This window comes from Erwinia oleae (assembly GCF_000770305.1).
Lineage (GTDB): Bacteria > Pseudomonadota > Gammaproteobacteria > Enterobacterales > Enterobacteriaceae > Erwinia > Erwinia oleae.
On the sequence record NZ_JNVB01000004.1, the window covers coordinates 1 to 22,287 of the forward strand.

The following is a 22,287-nucleotide window of genomic DNA, read 5'->3' on the forward strand; positions in this document are numbered from 1 at the left end:
TAGTTGCCTTTGCTGCTTGGCTTGATGTCGGGAGAGTAGTCGCCCGGCGCATGGCGCTGGACAACTTCAACCACTTGATCAACCAGTTCTGGCTGCGCCAGACCCATGACTTTGTAGGTAAAAGGCGTGGGGAATTCGAGCAGTTCTTTAAGATTGGTTTTCATAGGGGCTCCGGTAACGCCAAAACAAAGACTCCTGCCGCAGCAGGAGTCTGAATATACCACAGATATGGTGGCGTGGAGCACGAAATCAAGAGGGGCTGGCTGCCCCGATCAACCAAACCAGTGATGGAACATCAGCTTGATATAGTCAACGATGCGGCCGAAGAATCCGCCTTCAGGCATGTCATTCAGCACCACCAGCGGATGCTGTTCAATGGTTTTGCCGTCAAGCTGGAAGTTAATACTGCCGACAACCTGATTTTTCTTCAGCGGCGCGTGCAGTTCAGTATTACTCAGCGTGTAACTTGCCTTCAGGTCTTTCATCCGGCCGCGTGGAATGGTCAGATAGACATCTTTTTCCACGCCCAGCTGTACGCGATCGCTGTTGCCAAACCAGACCGGCTCGGACGCAAACTCTTTGCCTGCTTTGAGCGGGGCAACGGTTTCAAAGAAGCGGAAGCCCCAGGTCAGCAGCTTTTTGCTTTCGGTTTCACGTCCTTTGTAGGTATGACCGCCCATTACCGCCGAGATCAGACGCATCTGGCCTTCGGTTGCGGAAGCAACCAGATTGTAGCCTGCGGCTTCAGTATGCCCGGTTTTAATGCCGTCAACGTGCAGGCTGGTATCCCAGAGCAGGCCGTTGCGGTTGGTCTGACGGATATTGTTGAAGGTAAACTCTTTCTCTCTGTAGACCGCGTATTCGTCCGGCACGTCGCGGATCAGCGACTGACCAATCAGCGCCATGTCGCGTGCAGAGCTGTACTGTCCTTCCGCGTCCAGGCCGTGAACGGTCTGGAAATGCGTGTTTTGCAGGCCCAGCGCTTTTACGTAGTTGTTCATCAGGCCGACAAAGGCATCCTGACTACCGGCAACATAGTCCGCCATCGCCACGCAGGCGTCGTTGCCCGACTGAAGCACGATGCCGCGTGTCAGCTGCGAAACCGGTACGCGGTCGCCGGGTTTGAGAAACATCAGTGAGGAGCCTTTAAAGACCGGGTTGCCGGTTGCCCAGGCGTCTTTACCTACGGTCACCACATCTTCCTGATGAATTTTACCCGCTTTAACCGCCTGGCCAATCACGTAGCTGGTCATCATTTTTGTCAGGCTGGCAGGATCGCGACGCGCATCGGCATTTTTTTCTGCCAGCACTTTGCCCGAGTTGTAGTCGATCAGGACGTAAGCTTCAGCGTCAATATCCGGAACGCCCGGGATCATGGTTTTGATATTGACGTCGTCGGCGTGAGCGAAAGTGGTCAGGCTGAGCGCAATCAGCGATCCTGCCGTCAGGCGTTTGATCAGTAGGGAAGAGGTGAAATTGTTCATGTTAAGGACTACAACATCCATGGGCTGAGTTAAAAAAAGTGACTCACTATAGCAAAAGCCGTAACGCCCGGCATCCGTCTTTATCGGCAGTATGTAACAGGTTTAGTCGGCCGGTGACGGCATGCCGGAGCAGTTTGCCTCTGCTAAGGGGCGGCGGTGATAAAAGATTGCTGCTGCGCTTCGTTAAGCAAGCGCTGCTGAAGCGCAGCGGCCTGCTGGCGAGAAGAGAAACGGCCGAGCTGAACCCGATAGACGTTGCCCTGATTGCTGACTGCGCCAGGCACGCCGAATTTGTCGCTCAGCGATGTCTTTAACTGCTGGGCGCGTGCGCTATCGCTGAGCGCGCCGACCTGTACCGACCAGCCGCTGCCAGAGGCGGCTGGCTTGCTGTCAGCAACAGGCGCCGCAACCGGTGCAGCAGCAACGGCGGGCGCAGCGGCAGGCGCAGGCTCACTGCTTTCCAGCACGCCAGCGCGCAGAGGCTGCGCCGCGCCTAAAAAGCCGCTGGAACGCACCGGCGCACCCATTTCGTCACCGGCGGGGTTGCCGTTATCTACCGGATGAGCTTCCGCCTCAGGTTGCGCTGGCGCAGTTTGTGACGCGTCGCCGCCCAATGTGGTCATGCCGCCGGCAAGGTCAGGGCGGGGCGGCAGGGCATAGCTCTGTTTCGCCACGGTCGTGCCGATGGTGCCGGGGCCGGACAGCGTGCCGTCAGGCGCGACGTTGATAAAGTCCACCTTCACACGCGTATTATTAGAGATATTCAGGCGATCGCCAGCGGCGCGGGAGAGGTCGATAATCCGCCCCGGCGTGTAAGGGCCGCGATCGTTCACGCGTACTACGATCTGACGGCCGTTAGCAAGATTGGTTACACGAACATAGCTGGGCAGCGGCAAGGTGGGATGCGCGGCAGTCAGCGCATCGGGATCAAACTGTTCGCCTGTCGCCGTACGGCTGCCGTTGGCCTCTTCGCCATACCAGGTCGCCAGGCCGGTTTCGCTAAAATTAGCGGGATCTTTAACAATACGATAGGTTTTACCGTTGACGCTGTAGTCCTGCTGCGTAGCCGGATTGACCGGTTCATAGCGCGGTTCAACACCGCCGATTTCCACCACCGGCCCGTTATAGGCAGGCTGCTGGCTCTGCTGCACAGGCGCCTGCTGCTCATTTGTAGTACAGGCTGCCAGCAGTGCCGACGCCAGGCCAATCCAAAGCCAATCCTTACGCATGTTTAAGCCTCTTTAAACGCTTTTCGACAATAGTTTCCGGTGGGTATGAATCGACATAATAATGCCAAACCCGGCCATCAGCACAATTAAAGCAGAGCCTCCGTAGCTGACCAGCGGCAGAGGAACGCCTACCACCGGCAGAATGCCGCTGACCATGCCAATATTAACAAAAACATACACAAAGAAAATGAGCATCAGCCCGCCCGCCATCACGCGCCCAAAGGTGGTTTGCGCCCGCGCCGCCATCACCAGCCCACGCATAATCAGCAGCACGTAGAGTATCAGCAGAACCAGTACGCCGACCAGGCCAAGCTCTTCGGCTAACACGGCAAATATAAAGTCGGTGTGGCGCTCGGGTAAAAACTCAAGCTGCGACTGGGTGCCGTGCAGCCAGCCTTTGCCGCGCAGGCCGCCTGAACCAATAGCAATTTTCGACTGAATAATATGATAGCCCGCACCCAGCGGATCGGTTTCCGGATCGAGCAGCATCATCACGCGAGCGCGCTGATAGTCGTGCATCAGGAAGAACCAGAGCACCGGTATGAATGCGGCCACCAGCAGAACCGCAACGGCAATCAGTTTCCAGCTCATGCCGGAAAGAAACAACACAAACAGGCCGGAAGCGGCAATCAGGATCGACGTACCGAGATCCGGCTGTGCCGCGACCAGCAGCGTAGGCATAAAGATCAGCACCAGCGCGATGGCGGTGTTTTTGAGAGTCGGCGGGCATACGTCACGGTTAATAAAACGTGCCACCATCAGCGGCACGGCGATTTTGGCAATCTCCGAAGGCTGGAAGCGAACCACGCCAAGATCCAGCCAGCGCTGCGCGCCTTTACTGATGTGACCAAACGCATCCACCGCAATCAGCAATATTACACAGACAATATAGAGGTAGGGCGCCCAGCCCTCGTAGACGCGCGGCGGAATTTGCGCCATCACCATCATGACCACAAAGCCCATCGCAATCTGACCGATTTTGCGCTCCATCATGCCTGGATCCTGCCCGCTGGCGCTCCAGATCACCAATCCACTGTAAATCAGCAGCGCGGCGATGAGGATTAAAAACGTCGGATCGACGTGAATTTTAGCCCAGATCGTGCGTTTTTGATGACGATCGTTCATCGTTATTCACCTTCATAGCCTGGCGGCACCGGAGCAGCGTCAGGCAGGTTAGTGTTGTTATCGCCCAGCATGATGTGGTCGAGGATCTGGCGCATAATGGTGCCTACTGCCGGGCCGGCGCCGCCGTTTTCGAGGATCATCGTTACCGCCACGCGGGGTTTATCGTAAGGGGCAAAAGCGGTCATCAGCTTATGATCGCGCAAGTGTTCCGCTATCTTGTGCGCATTATAGGTTTCATTTGCCTTCAGGCCGTAAACCTGAGCGGTACCGGACTTGGCGGCGATTTTATAAGGTGCATCCTGAAAGCTCTTCCGCGCCGTGCCGTTAGGACGATTCGCCACACCATACATGCCATCTTTCGCAATTTCCCAGTAGCCGGAGTGGACATCGGCAACGGGCGGCTCGGCCGGCTCACGCCAGGGCACTTTCACATTACTGACAACTCTCGACATCATCAGGTGCGGCGTTTTAATGACACCGTCGTTAATCAGGATCATCATTGCCTTATTCATCTGCACCGGCGTCGCCGTCCAGTAACCCTGGCCGATACCCACCGGGATGGTGTCGCCCTGATACCACGGTTTTTTGTAGCGCTTCATTTTCCATTCGCGCGTCGGCATGTTGCCCGGCGTCTCTTCCGTCAAATCGATGCCGGAAAGCTTGCCGTAGCCGAATTTAGTCATCCATGAGGAGAGGCGGTCGATGCCCATATCGTACGCTACCTGATAGAAGAAGGTGTCCGCGGACTCTTCCAGCGATTTTGTGACGTTCAGACGACCGTGACCCCAGTGTTTCCAGTCGCGGAAACGTTTCTCAGAGCCCGGCAGCTGCCACCAGCCGGGATCGAACAGGCTGGTATTGCGGTTAATGACGCCGCTGGTCAGGGCAGAAACGGCAATATAGGGCTTCACCGTCGATGCCGGCGGGTAAGCGCCTTGCGTGGTGCGGTTAATCAATGGACGGTTAGGGTCGTTTAGCAGCCTGTTATAATCTTTGCTGCTGATGCCGTCCACAAACAGGTTAGGGTCGTAGCTGGGTGTGGAAACCAGCGCCAGAATGTCGCCATTACGCGGATCGGTCACCACCACCGCGGCGCGGCTGCCCGCCAGCAGCGTCTCAATATACTGTTGCAGCTTCAGATCGATGGTCAGGTAAATATCCTGCCCGGCCTGCGGCGACTGCTCGTGCAATTGACGGATTACCCGGCCGCGGTTGTTAACCTCGACCTCTTCATAACCGGTTTTGCCGTGCAGGGTGTCTTCGTAATAGCGTTCAATGCCGAGCTTGCCGATATCATGCGTGGCGGCGTAATTAGGCCATTTTCCCTCTTTATCGAGGCGCTCAACGTCGCGATCGTTGATTTTCGACACATAACCCAGAACGTGGGTGAGGGCGGAATTATAGGGATAGTAGCGGCGCTGATAGCCTTTGACTTCGACGCCGGGGAAAGCGTACTGGTTAACCGCGAAGCGCGCCACCTGAACATCATTCAGGCCGGTTTTCAACGGAATAGAGGTGAACCGACGTGAGCGCTTGCGTTCTGTTTCAAACGCGGCCAAATCGTCGTCGCTGAGATCGACAACAGGCCGCAGCGCCTCAAGAGTCTGCTTGAGGTTATCCACTTTTTCCGGCACCAGTTCCAGCTGATAAATGGTGCGGTTGAGCGCCAGCGGAATGCCGTTACGATCGAAAATAATGCCGCGACTCGGCGCCACTGGCACCAGCTTGATACGATTCGCGTTAGATCGCGTGCTGTAGTCGCTGTAACGAAGTATCTGAAGATGATAAAGATTAACCACCAGCACGCCGGAGAGCAGCAAAATGCCCAAAAATGCGATCAGCGCCCGGCGAACAAACAGCGTCTGTTCAGCGGTATAGTCACGAAATGAGTTGCGTTGTAATTTCATCCGCTGCTTAAGTATATCCGGTTAACCCTGTCGCCTATTCGCGATGATAAGGATGGTTCGCAGTAATGCTCCACGCGCGGTACAGGCTCTCGGCAACCAGCACCCGTACCAGCGGATGGGGCAGGGTCAGCGCAGAGAGAGACCAGCTTTGTTCCGCTGCGTCTTTGCAGGCGGGAGACAACCCTTCAGGGCCGCCGATCAGCAGGCTGACATCTCGTCCGTCCTGTTTCCAGCGTTCAAGCTGTTCAGCCAGATACGGCGTTTCCCATGACTGGCCGGGAATGTCCAGCGTGACGATACGGTTGCCTTTGCCGGTCGCCGCCAGCATCAATTCACCTTCTTTTTCCAGAATGCGCTTGATGTCTGCGTTTTTTCCACGCTTGCCGGCCGGTATTTCAACCAGCTCAAGCGGCATGTCTTTGGGAAAGCGACGCAGATATTCCATGAAGCCGGTTTGCACCCAATCCGGCATTTTCGTGCCGACGGCGATCAGTTGCAGCTTCATGGCTCAGCTCCAGAGCTTTTCAAGCTCATAGAGCTGGCGGCTCTCTTCCTGCATAACGTGCACAATAACGTCACCGAGATCGACAACAATCCAGTCAGCGGTTGCTTTACCGTCCACACCCAGCGGCCGTAATCCCGCAGCGCGGGACTCTTCCACAACATGCTCGGCAATCGAGGCCACGTGGCGCGTGGAAGTGCCGGTGCAGATAATCATGCAGTCGGTAATGCTGGATTTGCCCTGAACGTCTAAAGAGACGATATTCTGGCCTTTCAGATCGTCAATCTTATCAATGACGAAGTCTTGGAGTGCTTGACCTTGCAAAAGGTTCCCCCTCGGGTTTGTAAGTCTGAAACAGGACGATTTTTTCCGCGAACCCGGAAAATTTAGCGGCGCAGTATACCATGAGGCACCGGGTTTCGATATAAACCCGCGTCATTGATGTAGGAGAGCACGGCGGGCGGCAATAACGCATCACAGGACTGGTTCTGGTGAAGCCGCTGGCGAATTTCCGTTGCTGAGATGGCCAGCAGCGGCGTGGTCGCCAGAAAAACCTTTCCGGCCGGGGAGGCATGTAGCAACTGCGGATCGACCGTCTGATGCTGTTGCAGCCAGCGCTGCATCTCAGTCGTTTCCAGCGTGCTGTTATAGCCAGGACGTTTGCAAACCAACAAATGACACACCTTAAGCAGATCCTGCCAGCGATGCCACTTATGTAAGCTTAGCAGTGAATCCTGCCCGATAATAAACGCCAGGGGTTGATCGTTTCCGCGCTCTGCCCGCAGCGCCGTTAACGTATCAATTGTCCAGGAAGGCGTTTCGCGCTGCATTTCGCGCAGGTCGACGTTAAAAAGTGGTGCATCGGCAACGGCCAGTCGCACCATTTCCGCACGCTGTTGCGATGACGCCTCTGGCTGAGGCCGATGCGGCGGCACGTTATTTGGCAGCAGCGTGACGCTCTTCAGACCGATCTGCGCGGCCAGCGCCTCAGCAGGTCTGAGATGGCCATAGTGAATGGGATCGAAAGTGCCGCCAAGAAGCGCATGAAGTGGCTCAGACATCACAAAAACTTTCCGGAAAAGAGGGGCTACAGAGCAGCAGCGTTAACGTTTCCAGTTCTGGCCACACGTCCTGGCCATAATCCTGTTTGAGGGAGATCTCAATGCGCGTCAGCAGGCTGATGGCCTGAGCAAGCTGCCTTGCCGATAATCGCTGAAGCGCCTCAGAAAACAGCGGTCGGCGATTCTGCCAGACGCGATGTTTGTCAAACAGCGCTCTGAGCGGCGTGGTGGCGCTTTGGCGCTGAAGCGTCAGCAATGTCATCACCTCGCGTTGCAGCGTGCGTAGCAGAATGACCGGCTCGCTATCCTCTGCCTTCATCTGCCTGAGAATATGCCTTGCCCGTTTGCTTTTTCCGGCCAGAAGCGCATCCACCCAGTGGAAAGGCGTGAAATGCGCCGCATCGTTGACCGCTTCTTCAACTCTCGGCAGCGTGAGCTTGCCATCGGGCCAGAGCAATGAAAGGCGCTCCAGCGCCTGCGTCAGCGCCAACAGATTGCCCTCGTAACAGTAGCAAAGAAGCTGTGTGGCCGCGTCATCCAGCGTGAGTTTATACTTTTTCGCTCTGGCCGATACCCAGCGTGGAAGCTGCGCCGGTTCCGGCGTCTGGCACGGCACCATCACAGCCTGCGCGCTCAGTGCTTTGAACCAGGCGCTGTTTTCCTGGGCTTTGGTGATCTTCGCCGCGCGAAGCAGCAACAGAATATCAGCATGAAGCAGCGTGGAGAGCGTAACAAGCTGTTCGCTCATCGCTGCGTTTGGGCCATTTTCGGGGAGGGTGAGGAGCAGCGTCTGCCGGCTGGCAAACAGGCTCAGCGACTGACAAGCGGAAAAGATCGCTTCCCAATCGGTGTTGGCCTCAACCGCCATACTGAAATGTTCGGTGAAGCCCTGCTGCTGCGCGGCGTTGCGGACGGTATCCTGCGACTCCTGAAGCAACAGCGGCTCATTGCCGGTAAGAATATAACAGGCGCGCAGTCCTTCATTGAGCTGCGCGCCGAGCTGTTCGGGATAAACCCTGATCATCTTGCCAGCGAGTTGTTGGGGAGCATCGATTCAGGCGAGTTCTCATCAACGGCCGCAGGCGTGGCATCCAGCGTATTGATCGAACTGTCATCCTCTGCGGCGTGTACCGTCAGCAGCTTACGCACCAGCTGTTGTGCGGCCTGAGCGCGCATTTCGCTGGTGATAATGGTCTGCTCCGAATCCTTCGCCAGCGCGGCCAGCGGGTTATCGAAGAACGAACGATAAACCGTCGCACTGATTGGATAGATGCCTTTATTCGGCACCAGAACCTGTGCTCTGACCGTCATGACCAGCGAGTACTCCGCCGTTTTACCGTCCTGGAAAATCGAGGCCGTATCACGTCCCTGAGTTTCACCCAGCAGGCGCAGCGAAGGCACATCTTTGCGCAGCCCTGCATCATCCAGAATGGTAACGTCATTCAGGCGGAGCTGCTCACGAACGGCGCGGGTCAGCGGTCCGTAGGGGTCACTGGTGTCCAGAATCATTGTTTTCATTTCAGGCGGTACAGACGTTGTACCGCGGAGATGAAAGCCACAGCCTGCGGTGATCAGCACCAGCAGAGTGACAAACACAGAGATAATCGGATGTCGCACAGTTCCTCCTGACATCAACCTACGACCAGATTTAATAGCTTGCCCGGTACGTAAATCACTTTACGGATGGTGACGCCAGCAAGATATTTGGCGACCAGATGTTCCTCTGCGGCACGCGCTTGCACCTGCTCCTGCGTGGCGTCCGCCGCAACGGTTATTTTGCCACGTACTTTACCATTGACCTGTACAACAACCAGTATGGAATCTTCCACCATTGCCTGTTCGTCAGCTTCAGGCCAGGCGGCGTTATCGATATCTTCGATGCCGCCAAGCGTCTGCCACAGCGTAAAGCTGGCATGCGGCGTGAAAGGATAAAGCATACGGATAACGGCAAGCAGCGCTTCCTGCATCAGTGCGCGATCCTGCTCCGATTCTTGCGGCGCGCGCGCCAGTTTATTCATCAGCTCCATAATAGCGGCAATGGCCGTGTTGAAGGTCTGACGGCGTCCAATGTCATCGGAAACTTTAGCAATTGTTTTATGCAAATCGCGACGCAGTGATTTCTGTTCGTCGTTCAGACTCGCCACGTTTAATGCGGCGACGGCGCCTTTGCTGGTGTGTTCATACACCAGTTTCCAGACGCGTTTCAGGAACCGGTTAGCCCCTTCAACGCCTGACTCCTGCCACTCCAGCGTCATGTCGGCGGGGGAGGCGAACATCATAAACAGGCGAACGGTATCGGCGCCGTAACGCTCAACCATTACCTGCGGGTCGATACCGTTATTTTTCGACTTGGACATTTTGCTCATGCCCGCGTAAACCAGTTCACGGCCGGTCGTGTCGGTTGCTTTGACGATACGTCCTTTTTCGTCGCGTTCAACGGTGACGTCAACCGGAGAAACCCAATTGCGCTCGCCGTTCACGCCGTGATACCAGAACGCATCGGCCAGTACCATGCCCTGACACAGCAGGCGTTTGGCCGGTTCGTCAGACGTCACCAGGCCCGCATCGCGCAGCAGCTTATGATAAAAGCGAAAGTAGAGCAGGTGCATAATCGCGTGCTCAATACCGCCAACGTACTGATCGACCGGCAGCCAGTAATTGGCCGCAGCGGGATCCAGCATCCCTTGATCATAGTCCGGGCAGGTATAGCGAGCGTAATACCACGACGATTCCATGAACGTATCGAAGGTGTCCGTTTCGCGCAGAGCGGGCTGGCCGTTTACGGTGGTCTTTGCCCACTCAGGATCGGCTTTAATGGGGCTGGTGATGCCGTCCATGGTGACGTCTTCCGGCAGAATGACCGGTAACTGATCTGCTGGCGTGGGCATCACCGTGCCGTCTTCCAGGGTTACCATTGGGATCGGCGCGCCCCAGTAGCGCTGACGGGACACACCCCAGTCGCGCAGTCGGTAGTTTACTTTGCGTTCGCCGACGCCTTTCTCAGCCAGTTTGTCAGCAATTGCATTGAAGCCGTCTTGATAGGAAAGTCCGTCAAATTCACCTGAATTAAACAGCGTGCCTTTCTCTGTCAGCGCGGCTGCACTGATATCCGGTTCGCTGCCGTCGGCGGCGAGGATCACAGGCTTGATCGTAAGGTTATATTTGGTGGCGAACTCCCAGTCGCGCTGATCGTGGGCAGGAACCGCCATAACGGCACCCGTGCCGTACTCCATCAGCACGAAGTTGGCGACCCATACCGGCAGTCTTTCACCGCTCAGCGGATGCAGGGCGTATAAACCGGTTGCCATGCCTTTTTTCTCCATGGTCGCCATTTCCGCTTCGGCGACTTTGGTATTGCGGCACTCGGCGATAAAGTCGGCCAGCGCTGGATTAGAGGCTGCCGCTTGCGCAGCCAGCGGGTGGCCAGCCGCAACGCCGAGATAGGTGGCGCCCATAAAAGTGTCGGGTCGCGTAGTGTAGACGGTCACCTTTTCGCTGCTTTCAGCGACGTCAAAGGTGATTTCAACGCCTTCTGAACGCCCAATCCAGTTACGCTGCATGGTTTTGACCTGCTCCGGCCAGCTCTCCAGCGTGTCCAGATCGTTGAGCAGTTCATCGGCGTAGGCGGTAATTTTGACAAACCACTGCGGGATCTCTTTACGCTCAACCGGCGTATCGCAGCGCCAGCAGCAGCCATCAATAACCTGTTCGTTCGCCAGCACCGTCTGGTCGTGAGGACACCAGTTAACGGCGGACGTTTTTTTGTAGACCAGACCTTTTTCATACAGGCGAGTAAAGAACCACTGTTCCCAGCGGTAATATTCAGGCTGACAGGTTGCCAGTTCACGGCTCCAGTCATAGCCAAAGCCCAGTAGCTTCAGCTGGTTTTTCATGTAATCAATGTTGTCGTAGGTCCAGGGCGCGGGTGCGGTGTTGTTTTTTACCGCCGCGCCCTCAGCGGGCAGGCCAAAGGCATCCCAGCCGATAGGTTGCAGCACGTTTTTACCCAGCATGCGCTGGTAGCGGGAGATAACGTCGCCGATGGTGTAATTGCGTACGTGGCCCATATGCAGGCGGCCAGAAGGATAGGGCAGCATGGAGAGGCAGTAATACTTCTCTTTGCCTTCATCTTCCGTAACTTTAAAGGTTTGCTTCTCTTCCCAATGATGTTGAACGTGGGATTCTATCTCTTCCGGGCGGTATTGCTCTTGCATGGCAGCCTGTGATCCTTTGTAAATAAGCGCTCTTCTCTTTGTCCGTAAGCGTGATGGTTTTGAAACGACAAAGAGTTAACTTTTGCTGTGTTCGTTAAGATCCGCATAGCATAGCTGATAAGCACTCAGCGCAACAACAGTAACCGCCCTGCTGGCGGCCATTTCTCATAAAGGTGGAAGGCGGCAGGCAAAAAAAGTTGTCTGCCTAATCGCTCAGTAAACAATATGTTATCTGCTTCGCAAAAATTATCAGGAACCCGGCGCAGGGAATGAACACTTATGAACATCAACAGGGCGTGATTTCAACTGAAAAGAAAGGGAATTTTACATTCAACTAATGGCCTCTGTGCCGGGAGATTTTATGAATCCAATTAAACGTTCGCTACTGGCAGTCGCACTGACGTTAACCAGTTCTGTGGCGTTGGCCAGCGTTCACTCGGTATCCCAGTCGCAGTCTGACACTCGCCATAATGACAGTGTGGCTGACAGCATGGCCGATGCGGCCAGTGCCATCAACGGCGCCGGTACGGGCTCTTCAATAGGCAGCGGTGGAAACGGCGCGGGCGCGGGCTCCTCAATTGGCAGCGGCGGAAACGGCGCAAACCCGGTTGGCGGCGGCTAATCTGTTCAGGCTGCCTGCCCGTACCGCGATTAACGCGGGCAGGCGGCCCTGTTTTATCCCATCTTTTAGCACCAGAACGTTATTTCTCCGCTGCTTTCCCTCACAGTTGTCGTTTTACCGCTAAAATTAAAACGCTAACGTGCCGGTACGTTAAGGAGAAAAAATGAACAAGGTTGCTCAGTATTATCAGGAACTGGTTGCATCACTGACCGAACGCATTAACCAGGGCGAGCATGATATTGATGCACTGGTTGAGAGCGCGAGGATGCGGATGATCAATCGCGGCGAATTGACCGACAGTCAGATTGACGATGTCGTGCGCGCCGTGCGCCGCGATCTGGAAGAGTTTGCCCGCAGCTATACCGAACATCATGTTGATGCTGGCGACAGCGTCTTTTTACGGGTTATTCGTGAAAGCGTTTGGAAAGAACTGGCCGATATTACCGACAAAAGCCAGCTGGAATGGCGTGAAGTCTTTCAGGATCTGAACCATCATGGTGTCTATCAGAGCGGTGAAGTGGTGGGATTGGGCAATCTGGTCTGTGAAAAATGCCGCTTCACACGGGCAATTTACACGCCAGAAACGCTGACCCGCTGTCCGGAGTGCGGGAACGATCAGTTCCAGCGCCAGCCTTTCGAACCGTAAATCTGCCGGGCGGCGCTAATCCGCCCGGCAGGCGCTACGTTAATGCAGGATTTTCGCCAGGAAGTCCTTAGCGCGATCGGATGCCGGATCGTTAAAGAACGCATCTTTTGGCGAATCCTCCACGATTTTCCCTTCATCCATAAAGATCACCCGGTTAGCCACTTTACGAGCGAAGCCCATTTCGTGCGTCACCACCATCATGGTCATGCCTTCGTTGGCCAGTTCCACCATGACGTCCAGCACTTCATTGATCATCTCCGGGTCAAGCGCGGAAGTTGGCTCATCGAACAGCATGGCGATGGGGTCCATACAGAGCGCGCGGGCGATTGCCACACGCTGCTGCTGACCGCCGGAAAGCTGGCCGGGATGCTTATTGGCATGCGCTGAAAGTCCAACGCGCTCCAGCAGTTTCAGCCCCTTTTGCCGCGCGGCTTCTTTGTTGCGCTTGAGTACTTTGACCTGGGCAATGGTCAGATTCTCAATAATGGACAGATGAGGAAACAGCTCGAAATGCTGAAACACCATGCCGACTTTTGAGCGTAGCTGGGCCAGATTCGTGCGCTTATCGTTCACGGCAATGCCGTTCACTTCAATGCTGCCTTGCTGAATCGGCTCCAGGCCGTTCACCGTTTTTATCAGCGTGGATTTACCCGAACCGGACGGGCCACAAACCACGACCACTTCGCCTTTTTTCACTTCGGTTGAGCAGTCGGTCAGCACCTGAAAGTGACCATACCACTTAGAAACGTTTTTCAGGGAAATCATTTAAACTGTCCTTTTTTTCTTTAAATAGCTGACCAACAGTGAAGCGCTAAGGCTGATAACAAAGTAAACCGCACCGGCAAACAGCACCATTTCGATTTCGGTACCGTTGTTGATGCCGATGGTGTCGGCGGTACGGAAGAAGTCGGCAAGACTGAGCACGTAGACCAGTGAGGTATCCTGAAACAGCACGATACCCTGCGTGAGCAGCAGCGGCACCATGGCGCGAAAGGCCTGCGGCAGGATGATCAGCTGCATTGATTGCCACGACGTCATGCCAAGCGCCAGCGCAGCGCTCCCCTGTCCGCGAGCAATACTGATGATCCCGGCACGGATAATTTCTGAATAGTAGGCGGCCTCAAAGAGTGAAAAGGCGACCATAGCGGAAATCAGGCGAATATCGGTTTTTGGCGACAGGCCCAGCACCTGTTGTAAAAAGCTGGGTACAACCAGGTAAAACCACAGCAGCACCATGACCAGCGGCACCGAGCGGAACAGGTTTACGTAAAGCCGGGCGAACCAGCTGATCGGCTTAAAGCGCGACAGGCGCATTACCGCCAGAAGGGTTCCCCAGACGATGCCAAATATCACCGCGGTCACGGTGATTTTCAACGTGATGATCATGCCGTTAATCAGGTAGGGCAGGTTCGGCGCGATGGTGCTCCAGTCAAATTCGTACATTATTTACCTCCCATTCCACCGGGCAACCGGACTTTTCGCTCCACCAGGCTCATCAAAAACATCACCACCAGATTAATAGCGATATAGGCCACGGTTATGGCAGTAAAGGATTCATAAGCGTGCGCGGAGTAGTCGAGCAGTTTGCCCGCCTGCGCGGCCATATCAACCAGCCCGATGGTTGAGGCGATAGCGGAGTTTTTCACCAGGTTAAGCATTTCTGATGTCATCGGCGGCACGATAACGCGATAAGCGTTCGGCAGCAGCACATAGCGATAGGTTTGTGGCAACGTCAGCCCCATGGCCAGGCCGGCGTTCTTTTGTCCACGCGGCAGCGACTGAATGGCGGCGCGAACCTGCTCGCAGACGCGGGCAGCGGTAAACAGACCCAGGCAACAGACGGAACAGACAAAAAACTGGATGTCAGGATCCAGCTCGGACTTAAACCAGATGCTAATATCTTCCGGCAGCAGTTCAGGTATCACCAGATACCAGATAAAGAACTGCACGATCAGCGGAACGTTACGAAACAGTTCCACGTAGCAGGTGCCGATCCCGGAAAGCAGGCGGTTGGGGACGGTGCGCAGAATACCGAACAGAGAGCCGACGCAGAAGGCGAGTATCCAGGCGCAAAAAGAGACGGCAAGCGTCACCTTGAAGCCTGACCACAGCCAGCCCAGATAGGTGGTGTTCCCGAACGGAGCCTGTTGTAGAAAAATGCCCCAGTTCCAATCGATTGACATAACGTACTCCGTTAAAAAAAGGGTAGCGAAGCTACCCTGAAGATTGGTGAGAGCCTGTATCCGGACGCGATGGGGAACGACCACTGCGTTCAGTAAACCCAACGTCAGCCGCTGTCAGCGCAGCCTGCGGTCGGGGTGTCTGTCCGGCCCGTATTCAACAATCAGAAGGCGACATGAGCCGCCCTTATTTTCTTTATTTAGTTAAGCGCTTTGTCGTTCGGCGTTTTGAACGTTGCTTTCATGTCATCCGACAGCGAAAAATCCATGTTCAGATTTTTAGGTGGAATAGGCTGCTTAAACCACTTATCAAACCATTTTTCCGCTTCGCCGGAAGTCTGTGCTTTGGCGATGGTGTCATCCATCAGCTTTTTAAAGTCTGCATCGCCTTTACGCAGCATGCAGCCATAGGCTTCTTTGGATTGTGGCGTGCCGATAATGTCCCAGTTGTCAGGTTTTTTGGCCTTAGCGCGTTCACCAGCCAGCAGTGCGTCATCCATCATGAAAGCAACGGCACGACCGCTTTCCAGCGTGCGGAAGGAGTCACCATGATCCTTCGCACTGATGATGCGCATGCTCATTTTTTTCTCGTCGTTCAGCTTATTAAGCAGAATTTCAGACGTGGTGCCGGAGGTAACAACCACGGTTTTCCCTTTCAGGTCCGCGAAGTCTTTAATCGGGCCGCCTTTTTTCACCAGCAGGCGCGTGCCGATAACAAAGATGGTATCGGAAAAAGCGGCCTGTTTCTGACGCTCGAGGTTGTTGGTGGTGGAACCACATTCAAAATCATAGGTGCCGTTTTGCAGCAGCGGAATACGGTTTTGCGAGGTGATTGGCAGCATTTTTACCTGAAGGTCGGGCTTATTCAGTTTGGCTTTGATAGCTGCCACAATGGCGTTTGAATAATCCTGAGAGTAGCCAACGACTTTTTGCTGGTTATCGTAGTAAGAGAAAGGTACAGATGACTCGCGATGACCGACAACGATAACGCCATTTTTGGCAACTTTATCCAGCGTGGACATCTGCGGTGCGTCTTCTGCACGAGCAATACCGGATGCCAGACCCGCCAGAGCCAGGCAAAGTCCCAGTTTCCGTAATTTCATCTCTAACTCCTTCATTGTGTGGCGCGCAAAAAACGCGCCGATTATGATGTTATGTTTATTGCCTGCTGCTTTCTTTTCAAATCCCAAGCCGTAACGCGCTTTGAACAGCCATAACATAGCTGATTGTTAACAATATGAAACAGGAAAGTTTCTTTTTTGCGAGATGCCCCGCACCAAATAATGGCATTTCTGCCACGCTGCGCTTTTATGGCGCATCGGGTGAGCTTTTATGGTGCAAAAGTATCGTTAACCGGGCGTCACGGCGGTTTTAAAGCGATTTCGCCGTAATATTTTGCAAAGGTCATGCCAGATAGGAGAGGGAGGAGGGACTGGAAGAGAGAAAAAACGCTGAATCCGTGATGAATTCAGCGTTTAAAGATTAACGGCGTTTTCTTACGCTGACGATCGCAGCGATAACAGCAAACAGCGCGGTCACTATCCAGACCGACAGGTTGCCAAAGCGTGCATACGGCGTCAGCCCCCGTGTTGGCGTCACCTGAGCAGTCAAAACCTGCGTGGTAAACTGCGGGATCATCTCCTCCGCATCGCCGTTGGCATCAATCACTGCCGTTACGCCATTATTGGTGGCGCGCAGCAGCGGACGACCCAGCTCAAGTGCACGCATTCTGGCCATCTGGAAATGCTGCCATGGCCCGATAGAGTGACCAAACCAGGCGTCGTTAGAAATAGTTAACAAAAAGTCCGTGTCGGGGCGGAAGTTATCCCTGACCTGTTGGCCAAGCACGATTTCATAGCAGATGGCCGCCGTGAGCCGCATCCCGGCTACCTTTAACTGCGGCTGAACATAGGCGCCCCGGCTGAAGGAAGACATTGGCAGATCGAAAAACGGTGCCAGCGGCCGCAGTAGGGTTTCCAGCGGCACAAACTCTCCGAACGGCACCAGATGATTCTTTTGATAGCGATTCTGGCTGTTGTAGCTGTAAGGCTGCTCGCCGCCCAGTACGATAATTGAGTTGTAATCGTGATAGCGATTGTTTTCCAGGCGCGAATCGACAATGCCGGTTACCAGACTGCTTCTGCTGGCGCGCAGCTCACGATCGATGGTGGTGAGAAACGGTTGCTGATTGCTTTCCAGATCGGGAATAGCGGATTCCGGCCAGACGATCAGCGGAGTTTTGCCCACCAGCGGGCGGCTCAGAGAGGTGTAGGTTTTCAGCGTGTTGATCAACTGCTGAGGATCCCACTTCATGGATTGCGGAATGTTTCCCTGCACCAGCGCGACGTCAACAGCGCGATCCGGTTCAGGCTGGTACCAGCTTATTTGCTGCATGGGCCAGGGAAGCAGCAGCACGGCAAAGGCCGCCATTCCCGCAACCCAGCGGCGCTTAACCATGGCGAAAACCATCAGGCCGCAAATAACAGAAAGAAGGAAGGTAATCCCTTCAACGCCAACCAGCGGCGCCAGGCCTTTTAGCGGGCCGTCTATCTGGCTGTAGCCAAACTGAAGCCACGGAAAACCGGTCAATATCCAGCCGCGCAAAAACTCAGTGACCTGCCACAGCACCGGCGCGGCAATCACCAGCCGCACAACGCTGGCGACGGGAAACAGGCGATTAAGCAGCGCGGTGAACAGCAGCGGATAAAGCGCAAGGTAAGCCGCAAGCAGAATGACGAGGAAAACGTTGATCGGCCCCGGCATGCCGCCAAAGGTTGCGATACTGACGTAGACCCAATTAATACCGCTGCCAAACAGGCCAAGGCCCCAGACAAAACCAATCGCACTTGCCTGACGCGTCGAGCGGTTAAGCGTCAGGCCCAGCAGGCCAGACAGCGAAACAATTGCTGCGGGCCAAAAATCATACGGTGAAAATGCGCACGTGCCAACGGCACCCGTCAGCAGCGCCAGCAAAAGGCGAACGCGCTGGCGCTGATATAAAGAGGCAATAGCCATAGAGCGATTATTCTTCCATTATGGGTTGCGGTGCGTCTTCCGGGATCCTGACATGAACCTGAATAATACGACGGCTGTCGGCCATAGCGACCTTAAAGTGATAGCCGTCAATTTCAATGCTTTCGCCGCGCGCAGGGAGGTGACCAAACGCCTGCATCACCAGACCGCCGATGGTGTCGACCTCTTCATCGCTGAAGCTGGTTTCAAAGACGTCATTGAAATCTTCAATAGGCGTCAGGGCGCGGATAGTATAGGTGTGACGGCTGAGCTGACGGATATCGCGATCTTCTTCATCGTCATATTCATCTTCAATTTCGCCAACGATCAGCTCCAGAATATCTTCAATCGTCACCAGGCCGGAGACGCCGCCGAACTCATCAATCACAATCGCCATGTGATAGCGCTGCGAGCGAAACTCTTTCAGCATGCGGTCAACGCGCTTGCTTTCCGGCACCACGACGGCGGGGCGCAGAACCTCTTCCATGCTGAACGGCGCCGACTCGCTGCTCATAAAAGGCAGCAAATCCTTCGCCATCAGGATGCCTTCAACGTGATCTTTGTCTTCGCTGATCACCGGAAAACGGGAATGTGCCGACTCAATAATCACCTCCAGACACTCTTCTAAGGTCTGGTTACGCTTAAGGGTAATCATCTGGGAGCGGGGGATCATGATATCGCGCACGCGCTGCTCGGCGATATCCATCACCCCTTCGAGCATATCGCGGGTATCGGGATCGATCAGGTCGTTCTGCTCGGAATCGCGGATGAGTTCCAGCAGGTCGTCACGGTTTTTGGGTTCGCCGTGAAAAAGCTGATTGAGGATAAGGGTGAAAAATCCCTTTTTACTGCCGGGACTGTCATTATTCTGTGAATGGTCATCGCTCATGGCGTTTTGGTTTCTGTCACTCATGTTGTGAGGGGGAAGTGTCCCTTACCGGCAAAGGCACGGCCGGGACGATAAAATCAGGATTACGCTTTCTCCGAAATGTACGGGTCGTCATAACCAAGAGCAAGCATTATCTCGGTTTCAATCGATTCCATCTCTTCGGCTTCATCATCGTCTATATGGTCATAACCCAGCAGGTGCAGACTGCCGTGAATGACCATATGCGCCCAGTGCGCCAGCAAGGGTTTATCCTGTTCAACGGCTTCTTTCTCTACCACCTGACGACAAATAATCAGATCGCCGAGCAGCGGCAGTTCAATGCCGGGCGGCGCTTCAAACGGGAAAGAGAGCACGTTGGTAGGCTTGTCCTTTCCGCGATAGGTGTGGTTCAACGTATGGCTTTCGGCCTCGTCAACCACGCGAATCGTCACTTCGCTTTCTGCCTGGAACTGGGGCAGAACCGCTTCCAGCCAGCGTTGAAAATCAGCTTCAGGCGGAAGCCCTTCCGCGCTGTCGCAGGCAAGCTGAAGATCCAGGATCACCACGCTCATTTCTGCTCCTGCGCGGCCAGTTGAAGCGCCAGCGCTTCACGTTTGCGCTCTTCCGCCTGGGCGTCTCGGCGTTTCTGCTCAGCGGCTTCCCATGCTTCATAGGCGACAACCACGCGTGCAACGACCGGATGGCGTACCACGTCTTCGCTGTGGAAGAAGTTAAAGCTGATCTCTTCCACCTCCGCGAGCACCTCGATAGCGTGACGCAGGCCCGATTTCTGATTGCGTGGCAGGTCAATCTGCGTGACGTCGCCGGTGATCACCGCCTTTGAGTTGAAGCCGATGCGGGTCAGAAACATTTTCATCTGCTCAATGGTGGTGTTCTGGCTCTCATCAAGAATGATAAAAGCGTCATTGAGCGTGCGGCCGCGCATATAGGCCAGCGGGGCGACCTCAATCACGTTGCGCTCGATGAGTTTTTCAACGCGCTCGAAACCCAGCATCTCGAACAGGGCGTCATACAGCGGACGCAGGTAAGGATCCACTTTTTGACTCAGATCGCCCGGTAAAAAACCAAGCTTCTCGCCAGCTTCAACGGCGGGACGAGTCAGCAGAATACGACGAACTTCCTGACGTTCCAGCGCATCCACGGCGGCGGCGACGGCAAGATAGGTTTTCCCGGTACCCGCCGGGCCCACCCCAAAGGCAATGTCATGATCGAGGATATTCGCGACGTACTGTGCCTGGTTCGGCGTGCGCGGTTTAATCACACCGCGGCGGGTTTTGATATTTACCGCCTTACCGTACTCCGGCACGCTGTCGTCAGACTGCTCCAGCACCCGGCTCTCTTTAATTGAGAGATGGATCTGCTCAGGATCGATATCAGGCACGTTACCGCGAATCGGGGCGGTATCGACGTACAGATCGCGCAGGATGTTCGCAGCAGCATTGACGTTTAGCAACTTGCCGACCAGTTTGAAAACATTGTCGCGACGGTTGATCTCAATGCCCAGACGACGTTCAAGTTGTTTCACGTTGTCGTCGAAGGGGCCGCACAAGCTGAGCAGACGTCGATTGTCGGCAGGTTCTAAAGTGATTTCACGTGTTTCAATATTCAAACTAATCCTTTGGGTCGCTCAGGGCCAGTTAAGGATGGCATTTTCATCGGGACATCGCTGCGGTGATCCGCCATGTCACAGGAGAATTATTTATGGCTGTGCGCTAATGCGCAAGCGCAGGAAAAGATATTTGGGCGCTGCTTTCAGAAAGCAAGTGTAACGCGGTGAATAGATGCAGCGAACCCGGAAGGCCCGCCGCATTCATTAGCGATCAGGGCTGGAAAGTACCGACGCCCAGCTCATTTTCTTTGCGCGTACGCGCGATGACGGATGCAGGCGTTTCCATGCTGCGCAGATCCATCTGGTCTTCACTTCTCACCACCACGCCGCGCAGCGAGTTTGAATAGACGTCAACGATCTCCACATCCACGAACTTACCCACCATCTCAGGCGTGCCTTCAAAGTTGACCACGCGGTTGTTTTCGGTGCGTCCTGACAGCTCCATCACGTTTTTACGCGAGGTGCCTTCCACTAAAATGCGCTGAACGGTGCCCACCATGCGTCGGCTCCAGGCCATTGCCTGCTGATTGATACGTTCCTGAAGTATCCATAGACGCTGCTTTTTCTCTTCTTCAGGTACGTCGTCTGGCAGATCTGCCGCCGGCGTGCCGGGGCGCGCCGAGTAGATAAAGCTGAAGCTCATATCGAAATTAACATCGCCGATCAGTTTCATGGTCTGCTCGAAATCCTGCTGGGTTTCGCCAGGGAAGCCGATGATGAAATCTGAGCTGATCTGAATGTTGGGACGCGCGGCGAGCAGTTTGCGGATGATCGATTTATATTCCAGCGCCGTATGCGCGCGCTTCATCAGCGTCAGAATACGATCGGCACCGCTCTGCACCGGCAGGTGCAGGAAGCTCACCAGCTCGGGCGTGTCGCGGTAAACCTCAATAATGTCATCGGTAAATTCGATAGGATGGCTGGTGGTGAAGCGAATGCGATCGATACCGTCAATGGCCGCCACCAGACGCAGCAGATCGGCAAACGTGCAGACCTCGCCTTCAAATGTCTCGCCGCGATAGGCATTGACGTTCTGGCCGAGCAGGTTCACTTCACGCACGCCCTGCGCCGCCAGCTGGGCTATCTCAAACAGGATATCGTCGCACGGACGGCTCACTTCTTCGCCGCGCGTATAAGGTACGACGCAGAAGGTACAGTATTTGTTACAGCCTTCCATAATGGAAACAAACGCCGTCGGGCCGTCCGCTTTCGGTTCAGGCAGGCGATCGAACTTTTCGATTTCAGGGAAGCTGATATCCACTACCGGGCTTTTTGAACCGGCGACGGTGTTGATCATTTCCGGCAGACGGTGCAGGGTTTGCGGGCCGAAAACGATATCGACATAGCTGGCGCGCTGGCGGATGTGATCGCCTTCCTGCGATGCCACACAGCCGCCGACGCCGATAATTAAATCCGGGTTGCTTTCCTTGAGTGTTCTCCAGCGACCAAGCTGATGGAATACCTTTTCCTGGGCCTTTTCACGGATTGAACAGGTGTTGAGCAGCAGAACGTCGGCTTCTTCTGCTGCGTCTGTCAGAATGAATCCGTGGGTGCTGTTTAACAGGTCAGCCATTTTGGATGAATCATACTCATTCATCTGGCAGCCCCAGGTTTTGATATGCAGTTTTTTAGTCATCTGATTGCCGTTTATCATGCGGAACAAGGTGCAGGGCGCGTATTGTAATGCTTTGACGCGGTTGTGACCAGCGTACGACCTTTTAAAGCGTAATGGTATGGCAAATTCCGTTACACTACGCGTAAAAGAACCGCTTCTGAGCGTATAAAAGACAGGGGCCGTCCATGGGAC

22 protein-coding genes are annotated in these 22,287 nt (G+C 54.8%); 2 read left to right on the forward strand and 20 right to left on the reverse strand.

What is annotated here, in order from left to right:
- From ybeD to leuS, 11 genes are all read right to left on the reverse strand, one after another.
- Window positions 1-164: DUF493 family protein YbeD (ybeD, locus tag GS12_RS23145; protein ID WP_152601337.1), on the reverse strand; the 164-nt coding region annotated here is incomplete at its 3' end.
- A gap of 108 nt (window positions 165-272) precedes the next feature.
- Window positions 273-1,484, reverse strand: coding sequence for a D-alanyl-D-alanine carboxypeptidase DacA (gene dacA / locus GS12_RS02095; protein ID WP_034913299.1), 1,212 nt, complete (start codon window positions 1,482-1,484; stop codon window positions 273-275).
- 143 nt (window positions 1,485-1,627) lie between these two features.
- Window positions 1,628-2,713, reverse strand: a complete 1,086-nt coding sequence (gene rlpA, locus GS12_RS02100; protein WP_034943505.1) for an endolytic peptidoglycan transglycosylase RlpA — start codon at window positions 2,711-2,713, stop codon at window positions 1,628-1,630.
- A gap of 12 nt (window positions 2,714-2,725) precedes the next feature.
- Entirely contained in the window at window positions 2,726-3,838 is a 1,113-nt protein-coding gene (mrdB, locus tag GS12_RS02105) for a peptidoglycan glycosyltransferase MrdB (protein WP_034913305.1), read from the reverse strand.
- A gap of 2 nt (window positions 3,839-3,840) precedes the next feature.
- Entirely contained in the window at window positions 3,841-5,745 is a 1,905-nt protein-coding gene (mrdA, locus tag GS12_RS02110) for a peptidoglycan DD-transpeptidase MrdA (RefSeq protein WP_034943507.1), read from the reverse strand.
- 34 nt (window positions 5,746-5,779) lie between these two features.
- Complete coding sequence (gene rlmH / locus GS12_RS02115) at window positions 5,780-6,250, reverse strand: 23S rRNA (pseudouridine(1915)-N(3))-methyltransferase RlmH (protein WP_034943509.1); 471 nt, start codon at window positions 6,248-6,250, stop codon at window positions 5,780-5,782.
- A gap of 3 nt (window positions 6,251-6,253) precedes the next feature.
- Window positions 6,254-6,571, reverse strand: coding sequence for a ribosome silencing factor (gene rsfS / locus GS12_RS02120; RefSeq protein ID WP_034913314.1), 318 nt, complete (start codon window positions 6,569-6,571; stop codon window positions 6,254-6,256).
- A 62-nt stretch (window positions 6,572-6,633) separates the two neighbouring features.
- Window positions 6,634-7,308 carry a nicotinate-nucleotide adenylyltransferase gene (gene nadD, locus GS12_RS02125; RefSeq protein WP_034913317.1) on the reverse strand — a complete coding sequence of 225 codons (675 nt, stop codon included), beginning with the start codon at window positions 7,306-7,308 and terminating at the stop codon, window positions 6,634-6,636.
- A complete protein-coding gene (gene holA, locus GS12_RS02130; protein WP_034943511.1) occupies window positions 7,301-8,332 on the reverse strand; it encodes a DNA polymerase III subunit delta in 1,032 nt (343 codons plus the stop codon). The genes nadD and holA overlap by 8 nt, the downstream gene beginning before the upstream one ends.
- Window positions 8,329-8,925, reverse strand: coding sequence for an LPS assembly lipoprotein LptE (lptE, locus tag GS12_RS02135; RefSeq protein ID WP_034943513.1), 597 nt, complete (start codon window positions 8,923-8,925; stop codon window positions 8,329-8,331). Before lptE ends, holA begins: the two co-directional genes overlap by 4 nt.
- A gap of 14 nt (window positions 8,926-8,939) precedes the next feature.
- The gene (leuS, locus tag GS12_RS02140) at window positions 8,940-11,522 is read right to left on the reverse strand and encodes a leucine--tRNA ligase (protein ID WP_034943515.1); all 2,583 of its coding nucleotides are present in this window, start codon (window positions 11,520-11,522) and stop codon (window positions 8,940-8,942) included.
- Window positions 11,523-11,883: 361 nt separating this feature from the next.
- Here leuS and GS12_RS02145 point away from each other — a divergent pair, with 361 nt between their 5' ends.
- Window positions 11,884-12,144 (forward strand): hypothetical protein, encoded by a 261-nt coding sequence (locus GS12_RS02145; protein ID WP_034943517.1) that lies wholly within the window; start codon window positions 11,884-11,886, stop codon window positions 12,142-12,144.
- Between the two features lie 163 nt (window positions 12,145-12,307).
- Window positions 12,308-12,790, forward strand: coding sequence for a zinc ribbon-containing protein (locus GS12_RS02150; protein ID WP_034943519.1), 483 nt, complete (start codon window positions 12,308-12,310; stop codon window positions 12,788-12,790).
- 39 nt (window positions 12,791-12,829) lie between these two features.
- Here the strand turns inward: GS12_RS02150 and GS12_RS24200 are convergent, their stop codons facing one another.
- The 9 genes from GS12_RS24200 to miaB form a co-directional block, all read right to left on the reverse strand.
- Complete coding sequence (locus GS12_RS24200; protein ID WP_034913332.1) at window positions 12,830-13,555, reverse strand: amino acid ABC transporter ATP-binding protein; 726 nt, start codon at window positions 13,553-13,555, stop codon at window positions 12,830-12,832.
- Entirely contained in the window at window positions 13,556-14,233 is a 678-nt protein-coding gene (gene gltK, locus GS12_RS24205) for a glutamate/aspartate ABC transporter permease GltK (protein ID WP_034913334.1), read from the reverse strand.
- The gene (locus GS12_RS02165; protein WP_034913337.1) at window positions 14,233-14,973 is read right to left on the reverse strand and encodes an amino acid ABC transporter permease; all 741 of its coding nucleotides are present in this window, start codon (window positions 14,971-14,973) and stop codon (window positions 14,233-14,235) included. The genes gltK and GS12_RS02165 overlap by 1 nt, the downstream gene beginning before the upstream one ends.
- Before the next feature lie 197 nt (window positions 14,974-15,170).
- Window positions 15,171-16,073, reverse strand: coding sequence for an amino acid ABC transporter substrate-binding protein (locus tag GS12_RS02170; RefSeq protein ID WP_034913338.1), 903 nt, complete (start codon window positions 16,071-16,073; stop codon window positions 15,171-15,173).
- Between the two features lie 379 nt (window positions 16,074-16,452).
- Window positions 16,453-17,985 (reverse strand): apolipoprotein N-acyltransferase, encoded by a 1,533-nt coding sequence (gene lnt / locus GS12_RS02175; RefSeq protein ID WP_034943521.1) that lies wholly within the window; start codon window positions 17,983-17,985, stop codon window positions 16,453-16,455.
- Between the two features lie 7 nt (window positions 17,986-17,992).
- Window positions 17,993-18,871: a CNNM family magnesium/cobalt transport protein CorC gene (gene corC, locus GS12_RS02180; RefSeq protein WP_034913341.1), complete on the reverse strand. Its 879-nt coding sequence runs from the start codon at window positions 18,869-18,871 to the stop codon at window positions 17,993-17,995.
- 83 nt (window positions 18,872-18,954) lie between these two features.
- On the reverse strand, window positions 18,955-19,422 hold the full coding sequence (gene ybeY / locus GS12_RS02185; protein ID WP_034913343.1) for an rRNA maturation RNase YbeY: 468 nt from the start codon (window positions 19,420-19,422) through the stop codon (window positions 18,955-18,957).
- Window positions 19,419-20,480 (reverse strand): PhoH family protein, encoded by a 1,062-nt coding sequence (locus tag GS12_RS02190; RefSeq protein ID WP_034913347.1) that lies wholly within the window; start codon window positions 20,478-20,480, stop codon window positions 19,419-19,421. Before GS12_RS02190 ends, ybeY begins: the two co-directional genes overlap by 4 nt.
- Window positions 20,481-20,691: 211 nt before the next feature.
- Window positions 20,692-22,116, reverse strand: a complete 1,425-nt coding sequence (miaB, locus tag GS12_RS02195; protein WP_034919012.1) for a tRNA (N6-isopentenyl adenosine(37)-C2)-methylthiotransferase MiaB — start codon at window positions 22,114-22,116, stop codon at window positions 20,692-20,694.
- Between the last annotated feature and the right edge of the window lie 171 nt (window positions 22,117-22,287).